General features: G+C 52.5%; 30 protein-coding genes. 1 reads left to right on the top strand and 29 read right to left on the bottom strand.

The window, feature by feature from the left end; all coding sequences use genetic code 11:
• Positions 1-7 precede the first annotated feature (7 nt).
• The gene (locus PJE062_RS07385; RefSeq protein WP_008547864.1) at positions 8-1,057 is read right to left on the bottom strand and encodes an RluA family pseudouridine synthase; all 1,050 of its coding nucleotides are present in this window, start codon (positions 1,055-1,057) and stop codon (positions 8-10) included.
• Here PJE062_RS07385 and PJE062_RS07380 point away from each other — a divergent pair.
• Positions 1,056-1,262 carry a hypothetical protein gene (locus PJE062_RS07380; protein ID WP_037036239.1) on the top strand — a complete coding sequence of 69 codons (207 nt, stop codon included), beginning with the start codon at positions 1,056-1,058 and terminating at the stop codon, positions 1,260-1,262. The genes PJE062_RS07385 and PJE062_RS07380 overlap by 2 nt on opposite strands.
• Here the strand turns inward: PJE062_RS07380 and crcB are convergent.
• The 28 genes from crcB to rplB all read right to left on the bottom strand — a co-directional run bounded on the left by crcB (position 1,240) and on the right by rplB (position 21,920).
• The gene (gene crcB, locus PJE062_RS07375) at positions 1,240-1,620 is read right to left on the bottom strand and encodes a fluoride efflux transporter CrcB (RefSeq protein ID WP_008547979.1); all 381 of its coding nucleotides are present in this window, start codon (positions 1,618-1,620) and stop codon (positions 1,240-1,242) included. The two genes, PJE062_RS07380 and crcB, sit on opposite strands and share 23 nt — an antisense overlap.
• A gap of 53 nt (positions 1,621-1,673) precedes the next feature.
• Positions 1,674-4,070, bottom strand: a complete 2,397-nt coding sequence (locus PJE062_RS07370; RefSeq protein WP_008548161.1) for a patatin-like protein — start codon at positions 4,068-4,070, stop codon at positions 1,674-1,676.
• Positions 4,071-4,210: 140 nt separating this feature from the next.
• Positions 4,211-5,521: a replication-associated recombination protein A gene (locus PJE062_RS07365; protein ID WP_008547910.1), complete on the bottom strand. Its 1,311-nt coding sequence runs from the start codon at positions 5,519-5,521 to the stop codon at positions 4,211-4,213.
• Positions 5,522-5,577: 56 nt separating this feature from the next.
• Entirely contained in the window at positions 5,578-7,023 is a 1,446-nt protein-coding gene (locus tag PJE062_RS07360; RefSeq protein WP_008547763.1) for a Do family serine endopeptidase, read from the bottom strand.
• 263 nt (positions 7,024-7,286) lie between these two features.
• Positions 7,287-9,485, bottom strand: a complete 2,199-nt coding sequence (locus PJE062_RS07355; RefSeq protein ID WP_008547887.1) for a methyl-accepting chemotaxis protein — start codon at positions 9,483-9,485, stop codon at positions 7,287-7,289.
• A 347-nt stretch (positions 9,486-9,832) separates the two neighbouring features.
• Positions 9,833-10,267 (bottom strand): 50S ribosomal protein L17, encoded by a 435-nt coding sequence (gene rplQ / locus PJE062_RS07350; RefSeq protein WP_037036236.1) that lies wholly within the window; start codon positions 10,265-10,267, stop codon positions 9,833-9,835.
• Between the two features lie 79 nt (positions 10,268-10,346).
• Positions 10,347-11,369 carry a DNA-directed RNA polymerase subunit alpha gene (locus tag PJE062_RS07345; protein ID WP_008547854.1) on the bottom strand — a complete coding sequence of 341 codons (1,023 nt, stop codon included), beginning with the start codon at positions 11,367-11,369 and terminating at the stop codon, positions 10,347-10,349.
• Positions 11,370-11,449: 80 nt separating this feature from the next.
• Entirely contained in the window at positions 11,450-11,839 is a 390-nt protein-coding gene (gene rpsK, locus PJE062_RS07340; RefSeq protein WP_037036234.1) for a 30S ribosomal protein S11, read from the bottom strand.
• Positions 11,840-11,903: 64 nt separating this feature from the next.
• The gene (gene rpsM, locus PJE062_RS07335) at positions 11,904-12,272 is read right to left on the bottom strand and encodes a 30S ribosomal protein S13 (protein WP_008547985.1); all 369 of its coding nucleotides are present in this window, start codon (positions 12,270-12,272) and stop codon (positions 11,904-11,906) included.
• A gap of 220 nt (positions 12,273-12,492) precedes the next feature.
• On the bottom strand, positions 12,493-13,065 hold the full coding sequence (locus PJE062_RS07330) for an adenylate kinase (RefSeq protein WP_008547880.1): 573 nt from the start codon (positions 13,063-13,065) through the stop codon (positions 12,493-12,495).
• Positions 13,062-14,402, bottom strand: coding sequence for a preprotein translocase subunit SecY (gene secY / locus PJE062_RS07325; protein WP_008547409.1), 1,341 nt, complete (start codon positions 14,400-14,402; stop codon positions 13,062-13,064). The genes PJE062_RS07330 and secY overlap by 4 nt, the downstream gene beginning before the upstream one ends.
• A gap of 48 nt (positions 14,403-14,450) precedes the next feature.
• Positions 14,451-14,918 (bottom strand): 50S ribosomal protein L15, encoded by a 468-nt coding sequence (gene rplO / locus PJE062_RS07320; RefSeq protein WP_008547624.1) that lies wholly within the window; start codon positions 14,916-14,918, stop codon positions 14,451-14,453.
• Positions 14,919-14,937: 19 nt separating this feature from the next.
• Positions 14,938-15,132 carry a 50S ribosomal protein L30 gene (gene rpmD / locus PJE062_RS07315; protein WP_008548093.1) on the bottom strand — a complete coding sequence of 65 codons (195 nt, stop codon included), beginning with the start codon at positions 15,130-15,132 and terminating at the stop codon, positions 14,938-14,940.
• 38 nt (positions 15,133-15,170) lie between these two features.
• Entirely contained in the window at positions 15,171-15,734 is a 564-nt protein-coding gene (gene rpsE / locus PJE062_RS07310) for a 30S ribosomal protein S5 (RefSeq protein ID WP_008548041.1), read from the bottom strand.
• A 41-nt stretch (positions 15,735-15,775) separates the two neighbouring features.
• The gene (gene rplR, locus PJE062_RS07305) at positions 15,776-16,129 is read right to left on the bottom strand and encodes a 50S ribosomal protein L18 (RefSeq protein ID WP_008547748.1); all 354 of its coding nucleotides are present in this window, start codon (positions 16,127-16,129) and stop codon (positions 15,776-15,778) included.
• 11 nt (positions 16,130-16,140) lie between these two features.
• Positions 16,141-16,674: a 50S ribosomal protein L6 gene (rplF, locus tag PJE062_RS07300; protein WP_008547719.1), complete on the bottom strand. Its 534-nt coding sequence runs from the start codon at positions 16,672-16,674 to the stop codon at positions 16,141-16,143.
• A 44-nt stretch (positions 16,675-16,718) separates the two neighbouring features.
• Entirely contained in the window at positions 16,719-17,117 is a 399-nt protein-coding gene (gene rpsH, locus PJE062_RS07295; protein ID WP_008548012.1) for a 30S ribosomal protein S8, read from the bottom strand.
• A gap of 12 nt (positions 17,118-17,129) precedes the next feature.
• Entirely contained in the window at positions 17,130-17,435 is a 306-nt protein-coding gene (gene rpsN / locus PJE062_RS07290; RefSeq protein ID WP_008547545.1) for a 30S ribosomal protein S14, read from the bottom strand.
• Positions 17,436-17,468: 33 nt separating this feature from the next.
• Positions 17,469-18,026, bottom strand: a complete 558-nt coding sequence (rplE, locus tag PJE062_RS07285; RefSeq protein ID WP_008547749.1) for a 50S ribosomal protein L5 — start codon at positions 18,024-18,026, stop codon at positions 17,469-17,471.
• A complete protein-coding gene (rplX, locus tag PJE062_RS07280; RefSeq protein ID WP_008547821.1) occupies positions 18,019-18,336 on the bottom strand; it encodes a 50S ribosomal protein L24 in 318 nt (105 codons plus the stop codon). Before rplX ends, rplE begins: the two co-directional genes overlap by 8 nt.
• Positions 18,336-18,704, bottom strand: a complete 369-nt coding sequence (gene rplN / locus PJE062_RS07275) for a 50S ribosomal protein L14 (protein ID WP_008547447.1) — start codon at positions 18,702-18,704, stop codon at positions 18,336-18,338. Before rplN ends, rplX begins: the two co-directional genes overlap by 1 nt.
• Before the next feature lie 58 nt (positions 18,705-18,762).
• Entirely contained in the window at positions 18,763-19,005 is a 243-nt protein-coding gene (gene rpsQ, locus PJE062_RS07270; protein WP_037036314.1) for a 30S ribosomal protein S17, read from the bottom strand.
• A gap of 10 nt (positions 19,006-19,015) precedes the next feature.
• Entirely contained in the window at positions 19,016-19,216 is a 201-nt protein-coding gene (gene rpmC, locus PJE062_RS07265) for a 50S ribosomal protein L29 (protein WP_008547599.1), read from the bottom strand.
• Between the two features lie 23 nt (positions 19,217-19,239).
• Complete coding sequence (gene rplP, locus PJE062_RS07260; protein WP_008547866.1) at positions 19,240-19,653, bottom strand: 50S ribosomal protein L16; 414 nt, start codon at positions 19,651-19,653, stop codon at positions 19,240-19,242.
• A 43-nt stretch (positions 19,654-19,696) separates the two neighbouring features.
• The gene (gene rpsC / locus PJE062_RS07255; protein ID WP_008548029.1) at positions 19,697-20,413 is read right to left on the bottom strand and encodes a 30S ribosomal protein S3; all 717 of its coding nucleotides are present in this window, start codon (positions 20,411-20,413) and stop codon (positions 19,697-19,699) included.
• Entirely contained in the window at positions 20,413-20,793 is a 381-nt protein-coding gene (gene rplV / locus PJE062_RS07250; RefSeq protein ID WP_008547759.1) for a 50S ribosomal protein L22, read from the bottom strand. The genes rpsC and rplV overlap by 1 nt, the downstream gene beginning before the upstream one ends.
• A gap of 2 nt (positions 20,794-20,795) precedes the next feature.
• Entirely contained in the window at positions 20,796-21,074 is a 279-nt protein-coding gene (gene rpsS / locus PJE062_RS07245; protein WP_008547370.1) for a 30S ribosomal protein S19, read from the bottom strand.
• 12 nt (positions 21,075-21,086) lie between these two features.
• Positions 21,087-21,920, bottom strand: coding sequence for a 50S ribosomal protein L2 (gene rplB, locus PJE062_RS07240; protein WP_008547462.1), 834 nt, complete (start codon positions 21,918-21,920; stop codon positions 21,087-21,089).
• Positions 21,921-21,926: the final 6 nt, after the last annotated feature.

Genomic DNA, 21,926 nt, shown 5'->3' with positions numbered 1-21,926 from the left:
CTATTACTTATTCTGGTTCATTCACTTCAGGATCATAGTCCTTCACATCCATACCAAGCAAGTTCCAGGTCTGCTGCATATGCGGAGGCAAAGGCGCAGAAACATCAATCACACCATTGCCTGACGGATGCGGAATAACAATCCGGCGTGCCAGCAAGTGCAGCTTGTTCTGAATGCCGCCCGGCAGCTCCCAGTTCTGGATGTTGAAGTATTTTGGATCACCAATGATCGGATGACCAATATGAGCCGAATGCGCGCGCAGCTGGTGCGTACGACCAGTGACTGGCTTCAGGGTCACCCATGCAAGCTTCTGGCCAGACTGCTCAACCACGTTGTAAAGGCTGACTGCGTGCTGTGCCTCATCATCACCATGACGAGCAACACGCATGCGCTCTTCACCCTCATCACGGGCCAGATAAGTCGAGATACGGCCCTGACGCGGCTTCGGCACACCAGCAACCATCGCCCAATAGATCTTGCGCGTGTTGCGGTGACGGAATGCTTTCGTCAGCTCCTGCGCTGCACGGCGTGTCTTCGCGACAAGCAAAATACCAGAGGTCTCACGGTCCAGACGGTGAACCAGACGCGGCTTGTCACCCTTCTGGTTGGTGAACGCGTCCAGCATACCATCCACGTGACGCTTCAGGCCAGAACCACCCTGCACGGCAAGACCAGCAGGCTTGTTCAGCACCATGACATGAGAGTCTTCAAAGAGCATCATCTGCTCAATGGCTTCACGATCACTGTCAACCAGCTTACGGGCGCGTGGCTTTGCGTTTTTGCGGTCATCCGCAGCAAGCTCAACACCAAGCGGTGGAATGCGGATTTCCTGTCCAGCTTCCAAACGAGTGGAAGCTTCAGCACGCTTGCCATCAACACGAACCTGTTTTGTCCGCAGCAGTTTCTGCAAACGACCAAAGCCAAGTTCAGGGAAATTTTCTTTAAACCAGCGGTCCAGACGGATGCCTGCGTCGTCTTCATCAACGCGGCGCATCTCAATCTTGACGGGGCTGCCACCCTTGTTCTGAGGCGCTGCTTTTTTCTGGGAGCCACTCATGAGTGAAGGTCCTGACCTTTATCGCGGCGGCAGCACGAAGGGTGCGCCAGCCGTTCCTATTAAATCTGTTGGCGCTCATTTGGCAGGTGCCGCCCAAACATGCAAGCCTTTCACGCTGATTCAGCCCGTCAAAAACGAAAAACCATCAAGTTTCTATGAGTTTTTGCCGCCAACTTGCAAAATCAGGCGAGAACCTGCCGCGTGATGTAAAGACCAGCAAACAAGGCTGAGACAGACAGGATCACCGAAACCAGCACATACGCAACAGTCGCAATCGGCTCTCCCCGCTCCCACAACACCGCCACATCCAGCGAGAACGTTGAGAAAGTGGTGAAGCCACCAAGGAAACCCGTAGCAATCAGATAACGCAGCTCAGAAGAAGCATTCAGACGCTGAGCAAGAACCTCAACAAAGATCCCCATCAGCAAAGAACCAAGAATATTTACGGTGACAGTGCCCCAAGGAAAAGAAGGCCCCAGAAGACGTAGGCCGGCCATTGAAACCAGATGCCGACAAACCGCTCCTGCCCCGCCGCCAAGTGCAATCAGGATGAGATTTTTCATGCCTCTTCCCTATCGGATTTTGGTGAGTGTGTCTTGTACAAAGTGCTGTGTAGCTAACATCCCTTAGAGAAGACCTCGTCAACCTTATCACGGCACGCCTGCACCAGTTCTGCATGATCCTCCAGATGTCCCTCTTCTTCTTCGAGTATATCAAGGAAGATCGCCCGCAGGTTCATATCATCCCCCGGTGCAATGGGACGGGCTGAACCGTGACACTGCTGATAAACATCTCGCAGCAACCGCACCAGACGCTCAGCTGCGTTCAGTCGGCCCCACAGATAATCATGCTCGCGCCATCCACGATTGAAGAATGCGCCAAACATCTGCAGTTGCGCCCCTTTCAGGTCAACACCGCCCGGGCTCAACAGCTGCGCATCCTTAGGGCTGATCCGCCCCACTTCAATCTTCCGCAGCTCAAACGCATCAAGCGCTTGCTGAACCGGGAACATGCTGGTGTCGAAGAATGGGAAACCGATGTACCCTTCCAAGATTCCTTGTGCAGCTTTCAGATCGCCCAGCTTGCCAACGCCTTCAAACACAATGGAATCTGTCAGCTTATCAAGATCAGAGAGCCCCATACGCAGACTGAGCACACCAAGCACCTTGCGCACAGTCTCCAATTGCGGAGACGGCTCTTTGAGCAGTGTCGCTAGATGAATGGTCTCGGTGCCGTAGAACTCCTCTGACCACCGGTTCCGCAAGTTGGCAATCTGCCCATACAGCTCGCGTTTGAACACATCCAGATGACGGGCAAACTCAACAGAACCAGCAATCTCTTCGTGATGGTAGAACTTGTTGATCTGCTCGATCAGGAAGCGAAGCTGACGAATGCGATAGTCAACATCAAGGCTCTTCAGCTCATTGAGGATCTTGGCCTGATCCCGTTGCGCCTCCCCTTCTTCTTCCTTGGAGAAAGTCAGCGCATTGACCACAACCTCTTCAACGCTCTCCCAGGACCACTGAACGACCTCCGCCCCTTTCTCAATACAGCCTTCCTGCTGCACTCCAGAAAGGTTGGAGATCAAAGAAACAACCCGGTGTGCAAGATGCCCCAGTCGCAGCTGCAAATATCCGGCATTGGCAAAGCCAGACTGCTCCATCGCACTCAGCTCAGCCCCTTGCCGCACAACAGAAAAGTCACCCTCTGTCTCAGGCAAGCTGCCATGCTTCTCCAGCAACCTCTGCACTTCCCGGCGCACCATAGGCAGAGCTGCATCAGCCACTTCCTGAATGCGCCGCACCTTCATGTTGATCTGCTCAATCTCCTGCAGTTCATCACCAATCGGTTCATTGCGCGGAATGTGAGCAAGAGATGCAAAGATGCTTTTGAAGAACCCCGGAGGTTCAGGATCAGTCGGCACATCGCGATGAGAGAACGGCAACGGATCCAGATAAAGCAATCGCCGCACCACCTCGCGGGCAGCCGGTCGCTGCGCAATGGATTCAATAAGCGGCTCAAAAGGCTTGTTCATCACCAGAGAGCCATCGATAAAGATCCGCTCCCCTTCCGCATCACAGTTGGCATGAAGCACATTCGTCATGAACGCCTCACGCCCACTCCATTCCAAACCTTGGCGCTCCAGCACTCCATCCATCTCCGCCGCACTCATGGGCGGGAAAGCACCGGGAAAGCTGGAGGTCGCCCGAGCAGCAAACACCAGATCGGGAATGCACTCCGCGCTCATCTGGCTGTGCAACCCACTGGAAACACGATGGATGGCATTGAAGTTCACGATCCGTCGGTGATCCAGCTCCTCAATGAACTCAGGATCATGCAGCGCAATCCGGCGCAACACACCGTGAAAATCCGTCAGCGTAACGAATAACTCCAACCGCTGCCCAAAAGGGATCAGGGTCTCACCGCGATCATACTCATCCATGGCACGGCAGGCATCTACCAGCCAACCGGAGTACCGTTCCCCTGAAAACGGAGGCGTAAACCAGCGGGAGCTGATGAAATCCCGCAGCTTGGTACGCGTCTCTTTGTTGTGCGGAACATCGGTGCCGAGAAACACCAGCAGCTTATCCAGAATAGGCGCCAGCACACGTTTGGCATGCTTGCTTACCCCGGAGGTTTCATTGGCCAGCTTGTCCACATCAGCAAGCGACAGCCACAAATCACTGTGGTGCTTGAGTGGAAGATCATGCGCCAGCGCCCGTGCCAGCATGATGGCATTGACACCACCAGCGGAAGCGCCCGAGATGGCGTCAATCACAACCCGCAGATCCAGCTGCGGACCAAAGCTCTCCAGAAGATCAAAGTAGGATTTCGCGGAGCCTTCCAGCTCAACGTCGCTCTCCACACCGCGCTCACGGTCGCGGCGGAACTGGTGCAAAGCATGGGAGGCACGTTGCAGGTTGAGCAGCTCACGAGTAACGCCGTGCATATAAATGGCAAGCGAAACCCCGCCATACAGCACCAGTCCAAGTCTCAGTTCAAGCTGCCTCATTCCACACACCAGATTCTCTTTCATGTCAGTGTGCGAAGAAGGATGCCCGATTGCAAACGGGAAACCCAAACAAAGTTACGTGTAGTTTATGTGTTTGCCTGCAAAGTGCTTTTGGCCCTCGCTAAAACAAGTGGCCAGCCTTACTGGTTGCCGCGTTCTTTTCTCAATCGATCCCAATAGCTCAAGCGTTTCTGAATATCGCGCTCAAACCCACGAGCATTCGGCTCGTAGTACTTCTGCCGACCCATCTTCTCAGGGAAATAGTCCTGACCAGAGAACGCATCCGGCTCATCATGGTCATACCGGTAGCTCGCACCGTATCCCATCTTCTTCATCATGGTCGTCGGCGCATTGAGAATATGCTTTGGCGGCACCAGAGATCCATGCTCCCGCGCATCCATACGCGCGGCTTTATAGGCCAGATAAGACGCATTGGATTTTGGAGCCGTCGCCAGATAAACCGCAGCCTGCGCAAGCGCATACTCCCCTTCCGGAGAACCAACCAGCTGATAGGCATGACGCGCAGCATTCACCTGCACCAACGCATTCGGATCAGCCATGCCAATGTCTTCAGAGGCCATCACCGTCAGACGGCGAATGATGTAAAGCGGATCTTCTCCGCCCTCCAGCATGCGGCACATCCAGTAAAGCGCAGCATCCGGATCAGATCCGCGAATGGATTTGTGCAGCGCTGAGATGAGATTGTAGTGACCATCCTTGGTCTTGTCGTAGATCGGCGCCCGGCGCTGAACCACCTCAGCGAGGCGTTCAGTATCAAACACCTCATCCTCACCAGCTGTCCGCCAGACATCTTCGGCCAATGTCAGCGCTGAACGACCATCCCCATCGGCCATCCGAACAAGCGAAAGACGCGCGTCCTCATCCAGAGGCAACTCGCGGCCCATCTCCTCTTCAGCCCGCTTGAGCAGGTCAATCAACGCATCTTCATTGAGGGACTGGAAAGTGAGCACATGAGAGCGTGACAGCAACGCTGCGTTCAGCTCAAAGCTTGGGTTCTCGGTGGTCGCCCCAACCAGTGTGATGGTGCCATCTTCCATCACAGGCAAAAAGCTATCCAACTGCGCACGGTTGAAGCGATGAATCTCGTCTACAAACAGCAATGTCCGTTTACTTGAGATCCGACGTCCTTTGGCGCGTTCAAAGCACTTCTTCAGATCCGCAACACCGGAAAAGATTGCAGAGATCTGTTCAAACTCCAGATCCGTTGCATCAGCAAGCAGTCGGGCCACGGTGGTCTTACCAGTCCCCGGAGGCCCCCAGAAGATAAGAGACCCAAGAGAGCCGGAACGCAGCATACGGCTTAAAATACCATCTTCACCCAGCAGGTGGCCTTGCCCGACAACATCCTCCAGAACACGAGGCCGCATGCGATCAGCAAGCGGCCTGTCTTCCAGTTGATCCATCCCATTGGCGGAAAACAGATCACTCATGGTCTCTCAATATTCCTCTGCGCAAGCCTTGAAGCGAACGATGCTTCAGGACTGCATTATCGCAAACTTACCTGCCGCAGCTGACCATCACGCTTGAAGGTGATGTTCCACGTACGCTGACGCTTGGCTGTCAGCTTGGAAAGGTCTTTGGTGCTTGTCACTTCTGCACCATTGATCTCAACCACGATATCACCGGGTTTAAAGCCGACATAGGCAGCATTACTACGCGCCTGAATATCAGCAATCACCACACCAGAGAACTCGTTGTACATACGCAGCTCTTCAGCCACGGCTGGAGAAAGATTCATAACCCGAACACCCGTAAATGGCGAGTTCCCTTTGATCTCCCGTGTATCTCTTGCCACAGTTTCCGGCGCACGCTCCAGGCTGATTTCAACCATGAACGGCTCACCACCGCGCATCACCTCAAAACTGGTGGTGCCGCCAACCTTCTTGGTGGCAAGGCGATAGCCATAGGCATCCGGATCATCAACCTCTGTGCCACCAACAGAAAGGATCAGATCACCAACGCGAATCCCAGCACGGTCTGCTGGGCTACCATCTTGGATACGCGTCACAAGCACACCACTCGGCCGCTCCAGTCCAAGGCTCGCCGCAATATCAGAACTGACAGGCTGCACGCTGGTACCAACCCATGGGCGGCGTACGATACCGCCATCATCCGCAGCAGAGGCAACCACTTCCACCATATTGGCTGGGATTGCAAAGCCGATACCGTTGGAACCACCGGAGCGAGAGAAGATCGCCGTATTCACACCAACCAGACGCCCTTTCAGATCAACCAGCGCACCACCGGAGTTACCCGGGTTGATGGCAGCATCCGTTTGAATGAAGAACTGATAGTCAGAGACACCCACCTGATTGCGTGCCACAGCAGAAACAATACCCTGCGTCACGGTCTGGCCAACCCCAAACGGGTTACCAATGGCAAGCACAAGATCACCAACCTCAAGCCCATCAGAATCAGCGAAAGGCACAACCGGGAAGGCACCATCAGGATCTCGCACCTTCAACACAGCAAGGTCAGTGCGCTCATCCATGAGGATGATGTCTGCGTCAAACTCACGGCGATCAGAAAGTGCGACGCGGACCTCATCAGCACCCGCAATCACGTGATGGTTGGTAATGATCGTTCCATCCTCAGAAACGATTACACCAGAGCCCAGAGAACTCTGAACACGGCTGCGCGAGCGTGGGGCAAAGCGATCTGATTGCTCACCAAAGAAACGGCGGAAGAACGGGTCATCAAAGAACGGAGAAACTCTGCGACGTTCCTGAACAGTGCGGCTGGCATAAACGTTCACCACCGCTGGTGCCACTTTCTTCACAACAGGAGCGAAGGAAAGCGAAATCTCAGCTTGTGATGTGGGAACAGTCTTCTCATTGGCCAGTGCGCCTGCACCTTGTGACGCAACCACGCCAGATGCACCAAGAACCGCACAAAGAACCAAGTGAGCAGCAGACTTCCTGATTTGACCCATTCTTAAATCCCTTCGGCAAGAGCCCCCACGTCAAAATGATTTTCTTTCAAAAAATTCGGGAGCAGCAGGTTACAGATAAGTCTGCAATATGGAAATGAAAAGGCCAATCTGTCGGTTTTAGGCAGCCAGCTCGTATCCCCGAAAACTCCATGTGGATTTACAGCTTATGGCATTTTGCTTGGCACCAATCACCCATACCTCCACAAACGCAAAACGCCGGGTCTCCCCGGCGCTTCACTAATCTTAGTCAGAACTGGCAGGTGTTAAGCTGCTCTGATGTTCTCAAGGTATTCTTCAACCATCACCTTAAGCTCTTCAGACTGATGGGTCAGCTGGTTTGCAGCACCAAGAACATTCTCCGCTTCATGACCAGCATCACTTGCAATCATACTCACACGGGTGATGGCCTGAGCCACTTCAGAACTACCGGAAGTCACCTGCTGAATGTTGCTGGAGATATCAGTTGCGGTCACTGCCTGCTCCTGAACAGCACCAGCAATCGCGGTGGCCGCTTCATTCACATCCGCAATAACAGTGCTGATTTCCTTGATGGCTTCAACAGCCTTCTCGGTTTCAGCCTGAACGGACTGGATCTGAACACTGATCTCGCCAGTCGCCTGACCAGTCTGGTTCGCAAGTCCCTTAACTTCAGATGCAACAACCGCAAAGCCTTTACCAGCCTCACCAGCACGTGCAGCCTCAATGGTAGCGTTCAGCGCCAGCAAGTTGGTCTGGTCAGCAATGTCATTGATGAGAGAAACAACTTCACCAATACGCTGAGCAGCTTCCATCAGACCGTTGACGGAGACCTCAGCCGCAGCAGCTTTCTCAGCCGCCTGCTTGGATACATCAGCGGAACGACGAACCTCACGGTCAATCTCACCAACCGTTGCAGAAAGCTCTTCAGCAGCACCAGCCACAGCCTGAAGGTTCATCAGAGACTGCTCAGAAGCAGAAGACACAGTCTGCGCTTCAGTGTTGGTCTGCTCTGAAATGCTCGCCATGCTCTTCGCAGTGCTTTCCAGATTGCCACCAGCATCAGTCACAGTGGTCAGGATATCACGAACGCCCACATCGAAGCTCTCATTGAGAGCATCAACACGTTTCACGCGCTCTTCCTGTTCTTGCTGTTCCCTCTCCTGTTTCTCATCCAGCTCTTTTGCACGAACCAGACCAGCCTGGAAGGATTTCACTGCACGGCCAATGTCACCGATCTCATCCTTGCGCTGAGCAGAGATGATCTCAACATCCAGATTACCGTTAGCGATCTGCTTCAGGTTGAAGGACAGACGATTGAGCGGAGTAGACAGGCTACGTGCCATGAAGATGCCGATCGCAGCAACAACAGCCAGAACGATCAGGCCACTGATGATGATCTCTTTGGCAAGCGCATGAACCACAGCCAGTGCTTCGCTCACACTAGTCTTTGCAACAATAACGGTTGGCAGCTTCTCAAAGCCAAGTGGCAGCGCCAGAACGAACTGCTCCTGAACTTCAGCAAAGCCCACATTGGTTTCTGGGTTAGCACGCAGATCTGCCACAACCTTCTCAACAACTTCAGGGTCGTCTTTCTTCACCAATGCAGTTGGAACATCAGAAAGAGCCTGGTTGGAAAGGATGGTGCCATCAATGCGTGCTAGATAAGTCTGACCAGTCTCACCCATATTCTCACGATTTTGCAGAACGCTATCGAAGAACGAGGAGTCCAGACGAACAGTGATCACGCCTTTGAAGACAACCTGACTGAAATCTTCGACAAACACGGGTGCAGAAATCAGAAGGGAAGCAGAATTTCCATCCGGCTCATACTGAGCAATCTCAGAATAGATCACATCGCCTTCGGATGCCTTCGCCGCCTTGTTGAACTCCTGGCTCAAAAGAGATCCAGAAAGCTTTCCTTCTTTCACACTCTCAAGAAACTCTGAGGACTTGGTTGCGGAGTAGATCACCAGACCATTTGCGTCCATGATCAGAATATCCGTATACCCGCCACCAGTGACACTGGCTACGAAATCTGGGTGAACCACCGCATGGCGCCAGGAATAAAGCGTCTTGTTACCGTTACCGGTCAACTGCAAACGCTCAGCTGCTGAAGACCCACTCTTCTGGAAGTAGCCAAGGATGTCTTCTTTGTCAGCGCTCAGAGAGTCCATGGATGCCAGCAGGTCCGTCATCGCAACGCGCATGGCGTTACTCTTAACCAGACGCTTGATATCACTATCAACACGCTCAAGCTTTTCATCGAGTGTGTCCCGACGAGCCTGAGCCACAAGAACCAGCTGTTTCTTGCTTGCTTCAGTCAGCGCGCTTTCCGCACGCGTATACCCAAGGAATGCCACGACGGCACTCGCAATAATTGCAAGTCCAACCATGATGAATGGAAGACGAACAGCAATACGATTAAAATAATTTTTGACTCTTGGTGAGGATACAGAGCCGCTCTCATCAGATTTAGAACGCATATTAGCCCCCGAGTAATACGTTGGGAGCATAGTCAGGCTATAGTGTTAATCTCTGCTTAAAACAAATATTTAAAATGCTTTTCAAATCGAAGAAATCTTAAAATACCAAAGCCATTTAGCCGAATTTCTTCACGCGGCTAGTCTCTTTCTCCACCAGCCTAAGTTGCAATGCCTAGCGCACAGTGTGCACCACACGCAGATCCCGTTCCACCTGATAAAACTGCCCTAACGCGACCCTGTGATCCCTTCAGGATTCTCGATTTCAGGCGTCCTCAAGGTGAAATTCGTTCAGGCAATAAAAAAGGGTGCCCGGAGGCACCCTTTTTAAAATCGCTTATGCGAAAAGCTTATGCAGCAGCTTCAGTTGCTTCCGCAGCTTCTTCTGCTTCAACGCGTGCACGGTCTGCAGCGCCTTTAGCTTCTACGTCGCGGTCAACCAGCTCAATAACAGCCATTGGTGCGTTGTCACCATGACGGAAGCCAGCTTTCAGTACGCGAGCGTAACCACCCTGACGGTCCGCATAACGCTCTGCGAGGGTATCAAACAGCTTGGATACCATTGCAGTGTCGCGGATCTGGGAAATTGCTTGACGACGTGCATGCAGGTCGCCGCGCTTGCCCAGAGTGATGAGCTTTTCGATGATTGGACGCATCTCTTTTGCTTTCGGAAGCGTCGTTACAATCTGCTCATGCTGGATGAGCGAAGCTGCCATGTTAGCGAACATCGCTTTACGGTGGCTTGACGTCCGATTGAGCTTGCGGCCGGATTTACCGTGGCGCATGGCCCTCTCCTTTGTTAAGTCAATTGCGATCTGCTTCAGACCGCCGGAACCTCATGCAAAGCACTCGGTTCCTGTTCCTTTAATATTGGTGGTCTTCGTAGCGCTTAGCGAGCTCATCGATATTTTCTGGTGGCCAGTTTGCCACTTCCATACCGAGATGCAGGCCCATCTGCGCCAGAACTTCTTTGATCTCGTTGAGAGACTTACGACCGAAGTTCGGTGTGCGAAGCATTTCTGCTTCTGTCTTCTGAATGAGATCGCCAATATATACGATATTGTCGTTCTTCAGGCAGTTTGCCGAACGTACAGACAACTCGAGCTCATCAACCTTCTTCAGCAGTGCTGGGTTGAACGCAAGTTCTGCAACTGTATCTTCCTGAACTTCACGCTGTGGCTCTTCGAAGTTAACGAAGATAGACAGCTGATCCTGCAGGATACGAGCAGCAAATGCTACTGCATCTTCAGGGATCACAGATCCGTCAGTTTCAACAGTCAAAGTCAGCTTATCATAGTCAAGAACCTGACCTTCACGGGTGTTCTCAACCTTGTAAGAAACCTTCTTAACCGGAGAATACAGGCTGTCAACCGGAATCAGGCCGATTGGAGCGTCTTCTGGGCGGTTAGCGGCTGCAGGAACATAACCCTTGCCGGTGTTAACAGTGAATTCGATGCGAACTTCCGCACCTTCATCAAGGTTACACAGCAGCAGACCTGGGTTAAGAACCTCGATGTCACCTACAGTTTCAATGTCACCAGCGTAGACCGCACCTGGACCCTGCTTACGCAGAACCATGCGCTTTGGTCCCTCGCCTTCCATGCGAAGCGCTACTTCCTTGATGTTCAGGATGATGTCGGTCACATCTTCACGAACGCCAGGAATAGATGAGAACTCATGGAGAACGCCATCGATCTGAACAGCGGTCACTGCAGCACCCTGAAGGGAGCTCAGCAGAACGCGGCGCAGTGCGTTGCCAAGAGTAAGGCCGTAGCCACGCTCAAGCGGTTCTGCAATCACAGAAGCTTTGAAGCGTGCATCATCGCCAGCACGAATGTCGAGTTTGGTTGGCTTGATAAGCTCTTGCCAGTTTTTCTGAATTGTCACGTTTAAATACCCTCTGGCTATCCCGTAGGCCTAATGGCCAACAATTCCTTGCCTGGGTGGAAAACTTGCCTAACGAACTGTTAGACGCGGCGACGCTTGCGTGGACGGCAACCGTTGTGCGGGATCGGAGTTACATCACGGATAGATGTAATAACGAAACCTGCAGCCTGAAGCGCACGCAGAGCGGATTCACGTCCAGAACCTGGACCACGTACTTCTACTTCGAGAGTACGCATGCCGTGTTCAGCAGCCTTACGACCAGCGTCTTCGGCAGCGACCTGTGCAGCATAAGGGGTAGACTTACGAGAACCCTTAAAGCCGAGCGCGCCGGCAGACGACCAAGAGATCGCGTTGCCCTGAGCATCGGTGATGGTGATCATGGTGTTGTTGAACGTAGAGTTCACATGCGCGACACCAGAAGAAATGTTCTTCCGTTCGCGACGACGCACACGCGTCGAATCTTTAGCCATTCTATTTCCTAACTTCGATATCTTCACCGCCGTAGTGCGGCGGCTCCACCGGATAACCGGCTAATTACTTCTTCTTACCAGCGATCGCTTTTGCAGGACCCTTACGGGTACGAGCGTTGGTATGAGTGCGCTGACCACGAACAGGAAGACCACGACGGTGGCGAAGGCCACGGTAGCAACCAAGGTCCATGAGACGCTTAATGTTCATTGCAGTTTCACGACGAAGATCACCTTCTACGGTGTACTCAGCGTCGATTGCTTCACGGATTTTCAGAACTTCTGCGTCAGAAAGTTCGTTAACACGACGTTCTGCAGCAATACCAACTTTGTCGGTGATTTCCTGCGCAAACTTCGCGCCAATGCCATGAATGTACTGCAGCGCGATAACTACGCGCTTATTCGTCGGAAGGTTGACGCCAGCAATACGTGCCACGTTTATTTTCTCCAATTACGAGGGAACGGTTGTCCCCTCTCCCATTTTTTGCCGATAACACACCAGCAACCTGGCAGGTTGAAGGCGCACCATCACACAGCAAAAAGATCAGCCTCGGTTTCCCAAGGAAAACCGGCGCCAATCGATTATGGTGTCGATGTGCGCCGGCTATACTTTATTATAAAGGCAAGCGCAAGCGCCTGCCTTCAAAAAGCACGGATTAAACCGTGCTCAAAATCGTATCGATCTCTGCAGCGACTTCGTCAACGGACTTCATGCCATCAACGGTCATCAGCATGTTCCGCTCACCGTAGTACTGAATGAGAGGAGCTGTTTGCTCGTTGTACACTGCAAGACGCTTCTTCAAAGACTCTGCATTGTCATCGGAACGCACCTCAGCACTCTCACGAGCACGGGTTTCAATACGTTCAAGAAGGATACCTTCGTCAACTTTCAGCTGAACAACAGCATCAAGTCTCTGGTTCTTCTTCTCAAGCAGTTCGCCAAGAGCGTCAGCCTGAGCAATGGTGCGTGGGAAACCGTCAAGGATAAAACCTTTTGCGCAATCAGCCTGATCAATACGATCAGAAATGATGGAGCAAATCAGGTCATCAGATACCAGTTCGCCACGTGTCAGAACATCTTTGACCTTCAAGCCGACTTCGGTTTCAGCCGCTACAGCTGCACGAAGCATGTCGCCAGTCGAAAGCTGAACAATACCATGCGCCGCAACAAGTCGACCTGCCTGAGTGCCTTTACCAGCACCAGGAGGGCCAAGAAGAATCAATCTCATCTACGTTTCCCCCTCAACTTCGTCTTCTTCACCAAGCCCTCGTACTGATGAGCAAGAAGGTGTCCCTGGATCTGAGAAACGGTATCCATGGTGACGCTAACAACAATGAGCAGAGACGTACCACCGAAGTAGAACGGCACACCCGTTGCTGAGATCAGGAACTCTGGCAACAAACAAATGAGAGTAATGTATATTGCACCGACAACCGTAATGCGAGTTAGCACATGGTCAATGTACTGCGCCGTACGTTCGCCTGGACGGATCCCTGGAATGAAGCCACCATGCTTCTTGAGGTTGTCTGCAGTCTCCGACGGATTGAAAACAATCGCAGTGTAGAAGAAGCAGAAAAAGATGATTAGTGCTGCATAAAGAACCATGTAGGCTGGTTGACCGTGACCCAGCAACGCAGTGACAGTCGTCAACCACGCCATAGAACCAGTGGAATCACCGGTCTGGAAACTGGAAACAGTCGCTGGTACCAGCAACAAGGAGCTTGCAAAAATCGGTGGAATAACACCTGCCGTATTGAGTTTGAGTGGCAGGAACGAAGTGTTCCCCTCAAACATCTTATTGCCCTGCTGACGACGTGGGTACTGAATCAGCAAGCGACGCTGTGCACGTTCCATGAATACGATAACGCCGATAACCACGACTGACAGAATAACAACTGCCAGAATGATCGGAGTTGCAAGAGCACCCTGACGACCAAGTTCCAAAGTGGAAGCAATCGCAGAAGGAAGCCCGGCAACAATACCAGCGAAAATGATCAAAGAAATGCCGTTACCAATGCCGCGTGAGGTGATTTGCTCACCCAGCCACATCAGGAACATAGTACCACCAACAAGGGTAAGAACTGTTGCAATACGGAAGAACCAGCCCGGATCGATAACAATGTTCGTGCCGGCTTCAAGACCAACGGAAATTCCGTAAGCCTGGAAGGTCGCCAGAATCACTGTACCAAAACGTGTGTACTGGTTGATTTTTTTCCGGCCCTGCTCACCCTCTTTCTTCAGCTGTTCCAGTGTAGGAACAACGGAAGTCATAAGCTGGATGATAATCGACGCAGAAATGTAAGGCATGATGCCGAGGGCAAAAATAGCCATACGCTCGACAGCACCACCGGAGAACATATTAAACAGGCCAACAATGCCAGTCTGTACGTTTCCGAAGGCCTGTGCGAGCGCGTCAGGATTAATTCCAGGCAGAGGGATATAGGTTCCGAATCGATAAACCAAAAGCGCGCCTAGCGTGAACCAGATTCGCTTCTTCAGTTCCTCGGCTTTAGCAAAGGCAGAAAAGTTAAGGTTTGAAGCAAGTTGCTCGGCTGCAGAAGCCATTCCGCGCTCCGGTCAGTTTGGATACACCCCGAAAAAAAGACAAGGCTGTTAAGCCTTGCCTTCCTTGATTACGACCTTGCCGCCTGCTTTTTCAACTGCTGCAACAGCAGTTTTGGAAGCGCCAGCAATTTCGAATGTTACAGCGGTTTTCAGTTCACCGTCGGACAGCAGACGAACGCCATCCAGAACGCGGCGAACAACGCCAGCTGCTACAAGTGCTTCAACAGTAACCGGTGCGGAAGCGTCAAGCTTGCCTGCATCGATAGCTGTCTGAACACGACCCAAGGACACAATGTTCAGGTCCTTAGCAAAGATGTTGGTGAAGCCGCGCTTAGGAAGACGACGATGCAATGGCATCTGGCCGCCTTCAAAGCCCTTGATAGCAACACCCGAACGGGACTTCTGACCTTTGACACCACGGCCACCGGTCTTGCCCTTACCAGAACCGATACCGCGACCTACGCGGGTACGATCCTGACTTGCACCCGGGTTATCCCGGAGTTCGTTGAGCTTCATGATAGTTCTCCCGGTCCGCTTATGCTTCGTCTACAACGCGAACCAGATGCTGAACCTTGCGGATCATGCCACGTACTTCTGGAGTGTCCTTCAGAGTACGACGACGATGCATCTTGTTCAGGCCCAGACCAACCAGCGTTGCGCGCTGATCAGCAGGACGGCGAAGCGGGCTACCGATCTGTTCGACTGTTACAGTCTTTTCAGTATTAGCCATGACACTAACCCTTGTTCTTCAGTCAGCAAAGCTAAGGCTTACGCCTCAGCCTTTACTGGTGCCGCATCATCGTTGTCACGACGACGAGCCTGCAAGGAAGATACCTTGAGACCACGACGTGCTGCAACAGAACGCGGGCTGTCTTCTTTTTTCAGCGCATCGAAGGTTGCACGAACCATGTTGTACGGGTTGGAAGTACCGAGGGACTTCGCAACAACGTCCTGAACACCAAGTGTTTCGAACACCGCACGCATTGGACCACCAGCAATGATACCGGTACCAGCAGGAGCTGCACGAAGTACAACTTTACCTGCGCCGTGACGGCCTTCAACATCGTGGTGAAGAGTACGACCTTCACGAAGTGGTACACGAACCATAGTACGCTTAGCAGCTTCAGTTGCTTTGCGGATGGCTTCAGGCACTTCGCGAGCCTTACCGTGACCAAAGCCTACACGGCCCTTCTGGTCACCTACTACTACAAGAGCAGCGAAGCCGAAGCGACGGCCACCCTTAACTACTTTAGCGACGCGGTTGATGTGAACAAGCTTATCGACAAATTCGCTGTCGCGCTCTTCACGATCCCGATTATCCTGTCTCGCCATAATAATGTTTCCCGTTCTCTAGGAGCACCTACAGGCGCCGATCAGAAGTTCAGACCGCCTTCACGTGCAGCATCTGCCAGGGCCTTTACACGGCCATGATAGATGTAACCACCACGATCAAACACGACTTCTTTAATGCCAGCAGCAATAGCGCGTTCAGCAATCAGCTTACCAACTACAGCAGCAGCATCTTTGTTGCCGCCGTATTCTACTTTTACGTCTTTCTCAATGGTAGACGCAGAAGCAAGGGTCACACCCTTGGAATCGTCGATGATCTGAGCGTAAATCTGCTTGGATGAGCGGAAAACGGACAGTCGAGGACGACCATTCGCTACCTTTTGGATCGAACGGCGCACACGGGCGCGACGACGTTCGAAAGAATTTCCATTCGCCATGGTCCGTACCGTTACTTCTTCTTGCCTTCTTTACGAACGATGAACTCGTCCGCATAACGAATACCCTTGCCTTTGTATGGCTCAGGTGGGCGATATTCACGAATGTTCGCGGCTACCTGCCCAATCTGCTGCTTGTTAATGCCGTTGATGACAATTTCTGTCGGCTTCGGGCATTTGATTTCTACACCCTCAGGAATGTCGAACTTGACATCGTGAGAGAAACCAAGAGCAAGATTAAGAGTTTTGCCTTGAACCTGTGCACGGTAACCAACACCGGTAATCGCCAGCTGCTTTTCGAAGCCGGAGGTCACACCTGTGATGAGGTTAGCGACCATGGTGCGGGACATACCCCACATAGAACGCGCAGTCTTGGACTGGTTGCGCGGATCAAGACGGATACCATCATCCGTCATTTCGACCGAAACGAGATCGTTGACCACGAAGGAGAGTTCCCCCTTCGGGCCTTTTACGATAACATCCTGGCCGTTGATCGTTGCCGTTACCCCGCTAGGCACAGGGACTGGCTTCTTGCCAATTCGAGACATAAGATCAACCTGTCTGTTATTTTGTTAAATCGTGCAATGCCGCGTCAGAAGACGCGGCAGAGTACTTCACCACCCACATTTTTCTCACGTGCATCGTGGTCTGCCATAACGCCCTGAGGAGTTGACAGAATAGATACACCCAAGCCGTTTGCAACGTGTGGGATGTTCTTGACTGAAGAGTACACGCGACGACCAGGCTTAGATACGCGCTCAATGGTGCGGATCACTGGTTCGCCATCAAAGTACTTCAGTTCAATTTCAAGTTCGGACTTGCCTGCACCGAAGTCAACAGCGGTGTAACCGCGGATGTAACCTTCAGAAATCAGAACGTCCAGGATGCGAGCGCGCAACTTAGAAGCAGGTGTGCTTACTTTAGATTTGCGACGCATCTGCGCATTACGGATGCGCGTGATCATATCCCCGACTGGATCGGAAATCGACATAGCAGTAACTCCTTACCAGCTCGACTTCACGAGACCCGGGATCTTGCCCAGGGAACCCAACTCACGAAGCGCAATACGCGACATCTTAAGCTTGCGGTAGTAACCGCGTGGGCGACCTGTGACTTCACACCGGTTGCGTACCCGTGTAGGCGCGGAATTGCGCGGCAGCTTAGCAAGCTTAAGCCGTGCATTGAAACGCTCCTCAAGGGACAAGCTCTCGTCTTTGGCCATGGCCTTCAGGGCAGCACGCTTGTCAGCAAACTTGCTAACAAGAGCTACGCGCCGCTTGTTTTTCTCGACCGCGCTTTTCTTCGCCATCGTCTGTCCTCGTTCCTTTCCCGTATACCGCTATTATTTGCGGAACGGGAAGTTGAACGCGCGCAGCAGTTCACGCGCTTCGTCATCGGTTTTCGCTGTGGTACAAACAACAATGTCCATACCCCACATCTGATCTACTTTATCGTAGTCAATCTCTGGGAAGACAATGTGTTCTTTAAGGCCCATAGCGTAGTTGCCACGTCCGTCGAAGCTCTTCGGATTCAGGCCGCGGAAGTCACGTACGCGCGGAAGCGCGATGGTGATCAAACGATCCATGAATTCGAACATCTGGTTACGACGAAGTGTAACTTTAGTACCCAGTGGCATATCTTCACGAACCTTAAAGGTCGCGATAGATTTTCTAGCACGGGTAATAACCGCCTTTTGACCAGCAATCAAGCTCAGATCTTCAGCAGCGATACGAGCCTTCTTGCTGTCACCAACAGCTTCACCAACACCCATGTTCAAAACGATCTTTTCGACCGAAGGGATCATCATTGGGTTGGTGTAGTTAAACTTCTCCTGAAGCTGGCCACGCACTACATCATTGTAGTGCGCTTTCAGCCGTGGAGTGTAAGTAGCGTCAGCCATCAATCACGTCTCCTGAACGCTTGGCAACGCGTACAGTGTTGCCTGCTTCATTAGTCGTGAAACCGACGCGGGTCGGCTTGCCATCCTTAGGATCAGCAATGGCAATATTGGAAAGCTGAATTGGAGCTTCCTTTGTGATGATGCCACCCTCGCTCTGCTGGGTCTGGCGCTGGTGACGTTTCACCATGTTTACGCCACGCACGACAGCGCGGTTTTCGGATGGGATCATCTGGAGAACTTCCCCAGTCTTTCCTTTGTCACGACCGGCAATTACGACGACCTTGTCGCCCTTTTTGATCTTCGCGGGCATCAGAGCACCTCCGGCGCAAGCGAAATGATCTTCATGTGATTCTTGCCACGCAGTTCACGAGGAACTGGGCCAAAAATACGTGTTCCGATCGGTTCTTTGTTGTTGTTGATCAGCACAGCCGCGTTGCGGTCGAAGCGGATCACACTGCCGTCTGCACGACGGATGTCTTTAGCCGTGCGCACGACGACCGCTTTCATCACGTCGCCCTTTTTAACACGACCCCGCGGAATTGCTTCTTTGACGGAGACAACAATGATGTCGCCAACGCCAGCATACTTCCGTTTGGAGCCGCCGAGCACTTTGATGCACATGACACGACGCGCACCGCTGTTATCGGCAACGTCGAGGTTTGTTTGCATCTGAATCATGACTCGTCGCCTTGTTCTTTCTCAGCAATCTAAAAATTAGAAATGCTGGATGCGTTCACTAGCTCGCTGCTTCCGAAGAAACAACGGTCCATTTCTTATTCTTAGAGATTGGAGCACACTCTTCAATCTGAACTGTGTCGCCAACCTTGTAAGAATTATTTTCGTCATGTGCACGATACTTCTTCGTACGGCGCACAACTTTTTTCAGCAATGGGTGGGTAAAGCGACGCTCTACCTTAACCGTTACTGTCTTTTCGTTCGCATCGCTAACAACGACACCCTGCAAAATACGCTTTGGCATCATTAGCTCCTTATGCGTTGTCAGACACGCGCTTCTCGCGCAGTACTGTCTGGATCCGCGCGATGTCCCGGCGAACCTGACGAACACGAGCGGTGTTTTCGAGCTGACCGGTGGCCCGCTGGAAACGCAGGTTGAACTGTTCTTTTTTCAGTTCTTCCAGGTTTGCCTTGAGCTCATCAGAGGTCTTAGCTCTTACATCGGTAGCCTTCATGGCCTTTTCCTTTCGATGTCCGATTACTCGCCAATGCGCTGGACGAACCGGCACTTAATTGGGAGTTTTGCAGCGGCCAGACGCATTGCTTCACGAGCAATTTCTTCAGACACACCGTCCATTTCGAACATGATGCGACCAGGTTTAACCCGGCACGCCCAGTACTCAGGAGAACCTTTACCCTTACCCATACGGACTTCAGCCGGCTTGGAGGATACAGGAACATCCGGGAAGATTCTGATCCACACGCGACCCGCACGCTTCATGTAACGGGTCATTGCACGACGGGCAGCCTCAATCTGACGAGCGGTGATACGCTCTGGCTCCATGGCCTTAAGGCCGTAGGCGCCGAAATTGAGGTCCGTACCACCCTTGGCGTTGCCATGGATGCGGCCCTTGTGCTGCTTGCGGAACTTAGTACGCTTTGGTTGCAGCATAGCTTTTCTCTCGCTTAACTAGTTTAGCCGTTGGAGGCGCAGCTTATGCTGCGCGCTCACGACGACCGCCACCTTGGCGTTCGCTCTTGCCACCACCTTCGGTCGCACGACGTTCGGAAGCCATTGGATCATGCTCAAGGATTTCGCCCTTGAAGATCCAGACTTTCACGCCGCAAGCACCGTAAGCGGTGTGTGCAGTCGCGGTACCATAGTCGATGTCTGCACGAAGAGTGTGCAGTGGCACGCGACCTTCACGGTACCATTCGATACGTGCGATTTCCGCTCCGCCCAGACGACCACCGCAGTTAATACGGATGCCCTGAGCGCCAAGACGCATTGCAGACTGAACTGCACGCTTCATGGCACGACGGAATGCTACACGACGCTCGAGCTGCTGAGCGATAGATGCTGCAACAAGCGCTGCATCTGTTTCCGGCTTGCGCACTTCAACAATGTTGAGGTGTACTTCGGAGTTAGTCATCGCGGACAGCTTCTTACGAAGACGCTCGATGTCTGCACCTTTTTTACCGATAACAACACCTGGACGACCAGAGTGGATAGTTACGCGGCACTTTTTGTGCGGACGTTCGATGACAACCTTAGAAACAGCAGCCTGCTTCAGTTCTTTGAGCAGGTACTCGCGAATGCGGAAATCTTCATGAAGAAGATCGCCATATTCGTTCTTGCTCGCGAACCAGCGGGAATCCCAGGTCCGGTTAATGCCAAGACGAAGGCCGATTGGATTAATCTTCTGACCCATCAGGCTGCCTCCTCAACTTCACGAACCACGATGGTCAGGTTGGAGAACGGCTTCAGAATCCGTCCTACACGACCACGGGCACGTGGCTGGAAACGCTTCATTACAAGCGCCTTGCCAACGAATGCCTCGGCGACGACAAGGTTGTCGACGTCGAGATCATGGTTGTTTTCAGCGTTTGCAATAGCAGACATCAGGCATTTCTTGACATCGCCAGAGATACGCTTGCGTGAGAAGGTCAGGTCAGCAAGAGCAGTACCAACCTTCTTACCGCGGATCGATGCAGCAACGAGATTGAGTTTCTGTGGAGAAACGCGCAGCATACGAGCTACTGCTTTAGCCTCATTGTCGGCGAGCGTCCGCTCATGCTTCTGCTTGCCCATCTTTATTTCCTCTTCGCCTTTTTGTCAGCGCCATGACCGTAGTAGGTGCGGCTTGGAGCGAACTCGCCCAGCTTGTGACCTACCATGTCTTCGCTGATCAAAACAGGAATGTGCTTTTGACCGTTGTAGACGCCAAAAGTCAACCCCACAAAGTGCGGAAGAATGGTGGAGCGGCGGCTCCAGGTCTTGATGACCTCGTTACGGCCGGACTCGCGAACCTTTTCCGCTTTCTTCAGGAGGTAACCGTCAATGAACGGCCCTTTCCAGATCGAACGTGCCACGATCCGTTCCCCTTACTTCTTCCGCGCATGACGTGAGCGTACGATAAACTTATCGCTAGCTTTATTACGTCGTGTGCGCTTACCTTTGGTCGGTTTACCCCAAGGAGTAACCGGATGACGTCCACCGGAAGTACGACCTTCACCACCACCGTGCGGGTGGTCGATCGGGTTCATAGCAACACCGCGAACGTGTGGGCGACGGCCCAGCCAACGAGAACGACCTGCTTTACCCAGGTTGATGTTAGCGTGATCCTGGTTTGATACTGCACCAACTGTGGCCATGCAGGTGCCGAGTACACGGCGCTGCTCACCAGACAGAAGACGGATTACAGTGTAACCAGCGTCACGACCAACGATCTGAGCGTAAGCACCAGCGGAGCGAGCGATCTGCGCGCCTTTACCTGGCTTCATCTCGATGTTGTGAATGATCGTACCGACTGGGATAGAAGCCAGTGGCATAGCGTTGCCCGGCTTGATGTCCACAGCTTCACCAGCAATGATCTTGTCGCCAGCAGCAAGACGCTGTGGAGCCAGGATGTATGCCTGCTCACCATCATCATAAGTGATGAGAGCGATGAAAGCGGTACGGTTTGGATCGTATTCCAGACGCTCAACAGTACCGACAACGTCGAATTTACGACGCTTGAAGTCGATCAGGCGGTAGGTACGCTTGTGACCACCACCAATGTTGTTTGCAGTCTTACGACCGTAGTTGTTACGACCACCGGACTTGGACAGACCTTCAGTCAATTTCTTGACTGGCTTGCCTTTCCAAAGATCAGAACGGTCTACCTGGACCAGCTGACGACGGCCAGGAGATGTCGGATTAAATGTCTTAAGTGCCATTTTGTC

Origin of the sequence: Pseudovibrio sp. JE062 (genome assembly GCF_000156235.1) — a bacterium.
GTDB lineage: Bacteria > Pseudomonadota > Alphaproteobacteria > Rhizobiales > Stappiaceae > Pseudovibrio.
This window is presented reverse-complemented; position numbering and strand designations above follow the sequence as displayed.

Coding starts and splice junctions, on each gene's coding strand:
- PJE062_RS07355 (WP_008547887.1), bottom strand. CDS start 9,485: ATGCGTTCTAAATCTGATGAGAGCGGCTCTGTATCCTCACCAAGAGTC.
- rplV (WP_008547759.1), bottom strand. CDS start 20,793: ATGGGCAAGCAGAAGCATGAGCGGACGCTCGCCGACAATGAGGCTAAA.
- PJE062_RS07370 (WP_008548161.1), bottom strand. CDS start 4,070: ATGAGGCAGCTTGAACTGAGACTTGGACTGGTGCTGTATGGCGGGGTT.
- PJE062_RS07360 (WP_008547763.1), bottom strand. CDS start 7,023: ATGGGTCAAATCAGGAAGTCTGCTGCTCACTTGGTTCTTTGTGCGGTT.
- secY (WP_008547409.1), bottom strand. CDS start 14,402: ATGGCTTCTGCAGCCGAGCAACTTGCTTCAAACCTTAACTTTTCTGCC.
- rplN (WP_008547447.1), bottom strand. CDS start 18,704: ATGATTCAGATGCAAACAAACCTCGACGTTGCCGATAACAGCGGTGCG.
- rpsQ (WP_037036314.1), bottom strand. CDS start 19,005: ATGCCAAAGCGTATTTTGCAGGGTGTCGTTGTTAGCGATGCGAACGAA.
- rpsH (WP_008548012.1), bottom strand. CDS start 17,117: ATGTCGATTTCCGATCCAGTCGGGGATATGATCACGCGCATCCGTAAT.
- rplR (WP_008547748.1), bottom strand. CDS start 16,129: ATGGCGAATGGAAATTCTTTCGAACGTCGTCGCGCCCGTGTGCGCCGT.
- rplE (WP_008547749.1), bottom strand. CDS start 18,026: ATGGCTGACGCTACTTACACTCCACGGCTGAAAGCGCACTACAATGAT.
- rpsC (WP_008548029.1), bottom strand. CDS start 20,413: ATGGGTCAGAAGATTAATCCAATCGGCCTTCGTCTTGGCATTAACCGG.
- rplF (WP_008547719.1), bottom strand. CDS start 16,674: ATGTCTCGAATTGGCAAGAAGCCAGTCCCTGTGCCTAGCGGGGTAACG.
- rpsE (WP_008548041.1), bottom strand. CDS start 15,734: ATGGCGAGACAGGATAATCGGGATCGTGAAGAGCGCGACAGCGAATTT.
- rplB (WP_008547462.1), bottom strand. CDS start 21,920: ATGGCACTTAAGACATTTAATCCGACATCTCCTGGCCGTCGTCAGCTG.
- rpsN (WP_008547545.1), bottom strand. CDS start 17,435: ATGGCGAAGAAAAGCGCGGTCGAGAAAAACAAGCGGCGCGTAGCTCTT.
- crcB (WP_008547979.1), bottom strand. CDS start 1,620: ATGAAAAATCTCATCCTGATTGCACTTGGCGGCGGGGCAGGAGCGGTT.
- PJE062_RS07365 (WP_008547910.1), bottom strand. CDS start 5,521: ATGAGTGATCTGTTTTCCGCCAATGGGATGGATCAACTGGAAGACAGG.
- PJE062_RS07330 (WP_008547880.1), bottom strand. CDS start 13,065: ATGAGATTGATTCTTCTTGGCCCTCCTGGTGCTGGTAAAGGCACTCAG.
- PJE062_RS07380 (WP_037036239.1), top strand. CDS start 1,056: ATGAGTGAAGGTCCTGACCTTTATCGCGGCGGCAGCACGAAGGGTGCG.
- rplQ (WP_037036236.1), bottom strand. CDS start 10,267: ATGCGCCACGGTAAATCCGGCCGCAAGCTCAATCGGACGTCAAGCCAC.
- rplX (WP_008547821.1), bottom strand. CDS start 18,336: ATGCCCGCGAAGATCAAAAAGGGCGACAAGGTCGTCGTAATTGCCGGT.
- rplO (WP_008547624.1), bottom strand. CDS start 14,918: ATGAAGCTCAACGAACTCCGGGATAACCCGGGTGCAAGTCAGGATCGT.
- PJE062_RS07385 (WP_008547864.1), bottom strand. CDS start 1,057: ATGAGTGGCTCCCAGAAAAAAGCAGCGCCTCAGAACAAGGGTGGCAGC.
- rplP (WP_008547866.1), bottom strand. CDS start 19,653: ATGCTGCAACCAAAGCGTACTAAGTTCCGCAAGCAGCACAAGGGCCGC.
- rpmC (WP_008547599.1), bottom strand. CDS start 19,216: ATGAAGGCTACCGATGTAAGAGCTAAGACCTCTGATGAGCTCAAGGCA.
- rpmD (WP_008548093.1), bottom strand. CDS start 15,132: ATGGCTAATACTGAAAAGACTGTAACAGTCGAACAGATCGGTAGCCCG.
- rpsK (WP_037036234.1), bottom strand. CDS start 11,839: ATGGCTAAAGATTCGACGCGTGTGCGTCGTCGCGAACGGAAGAACATT.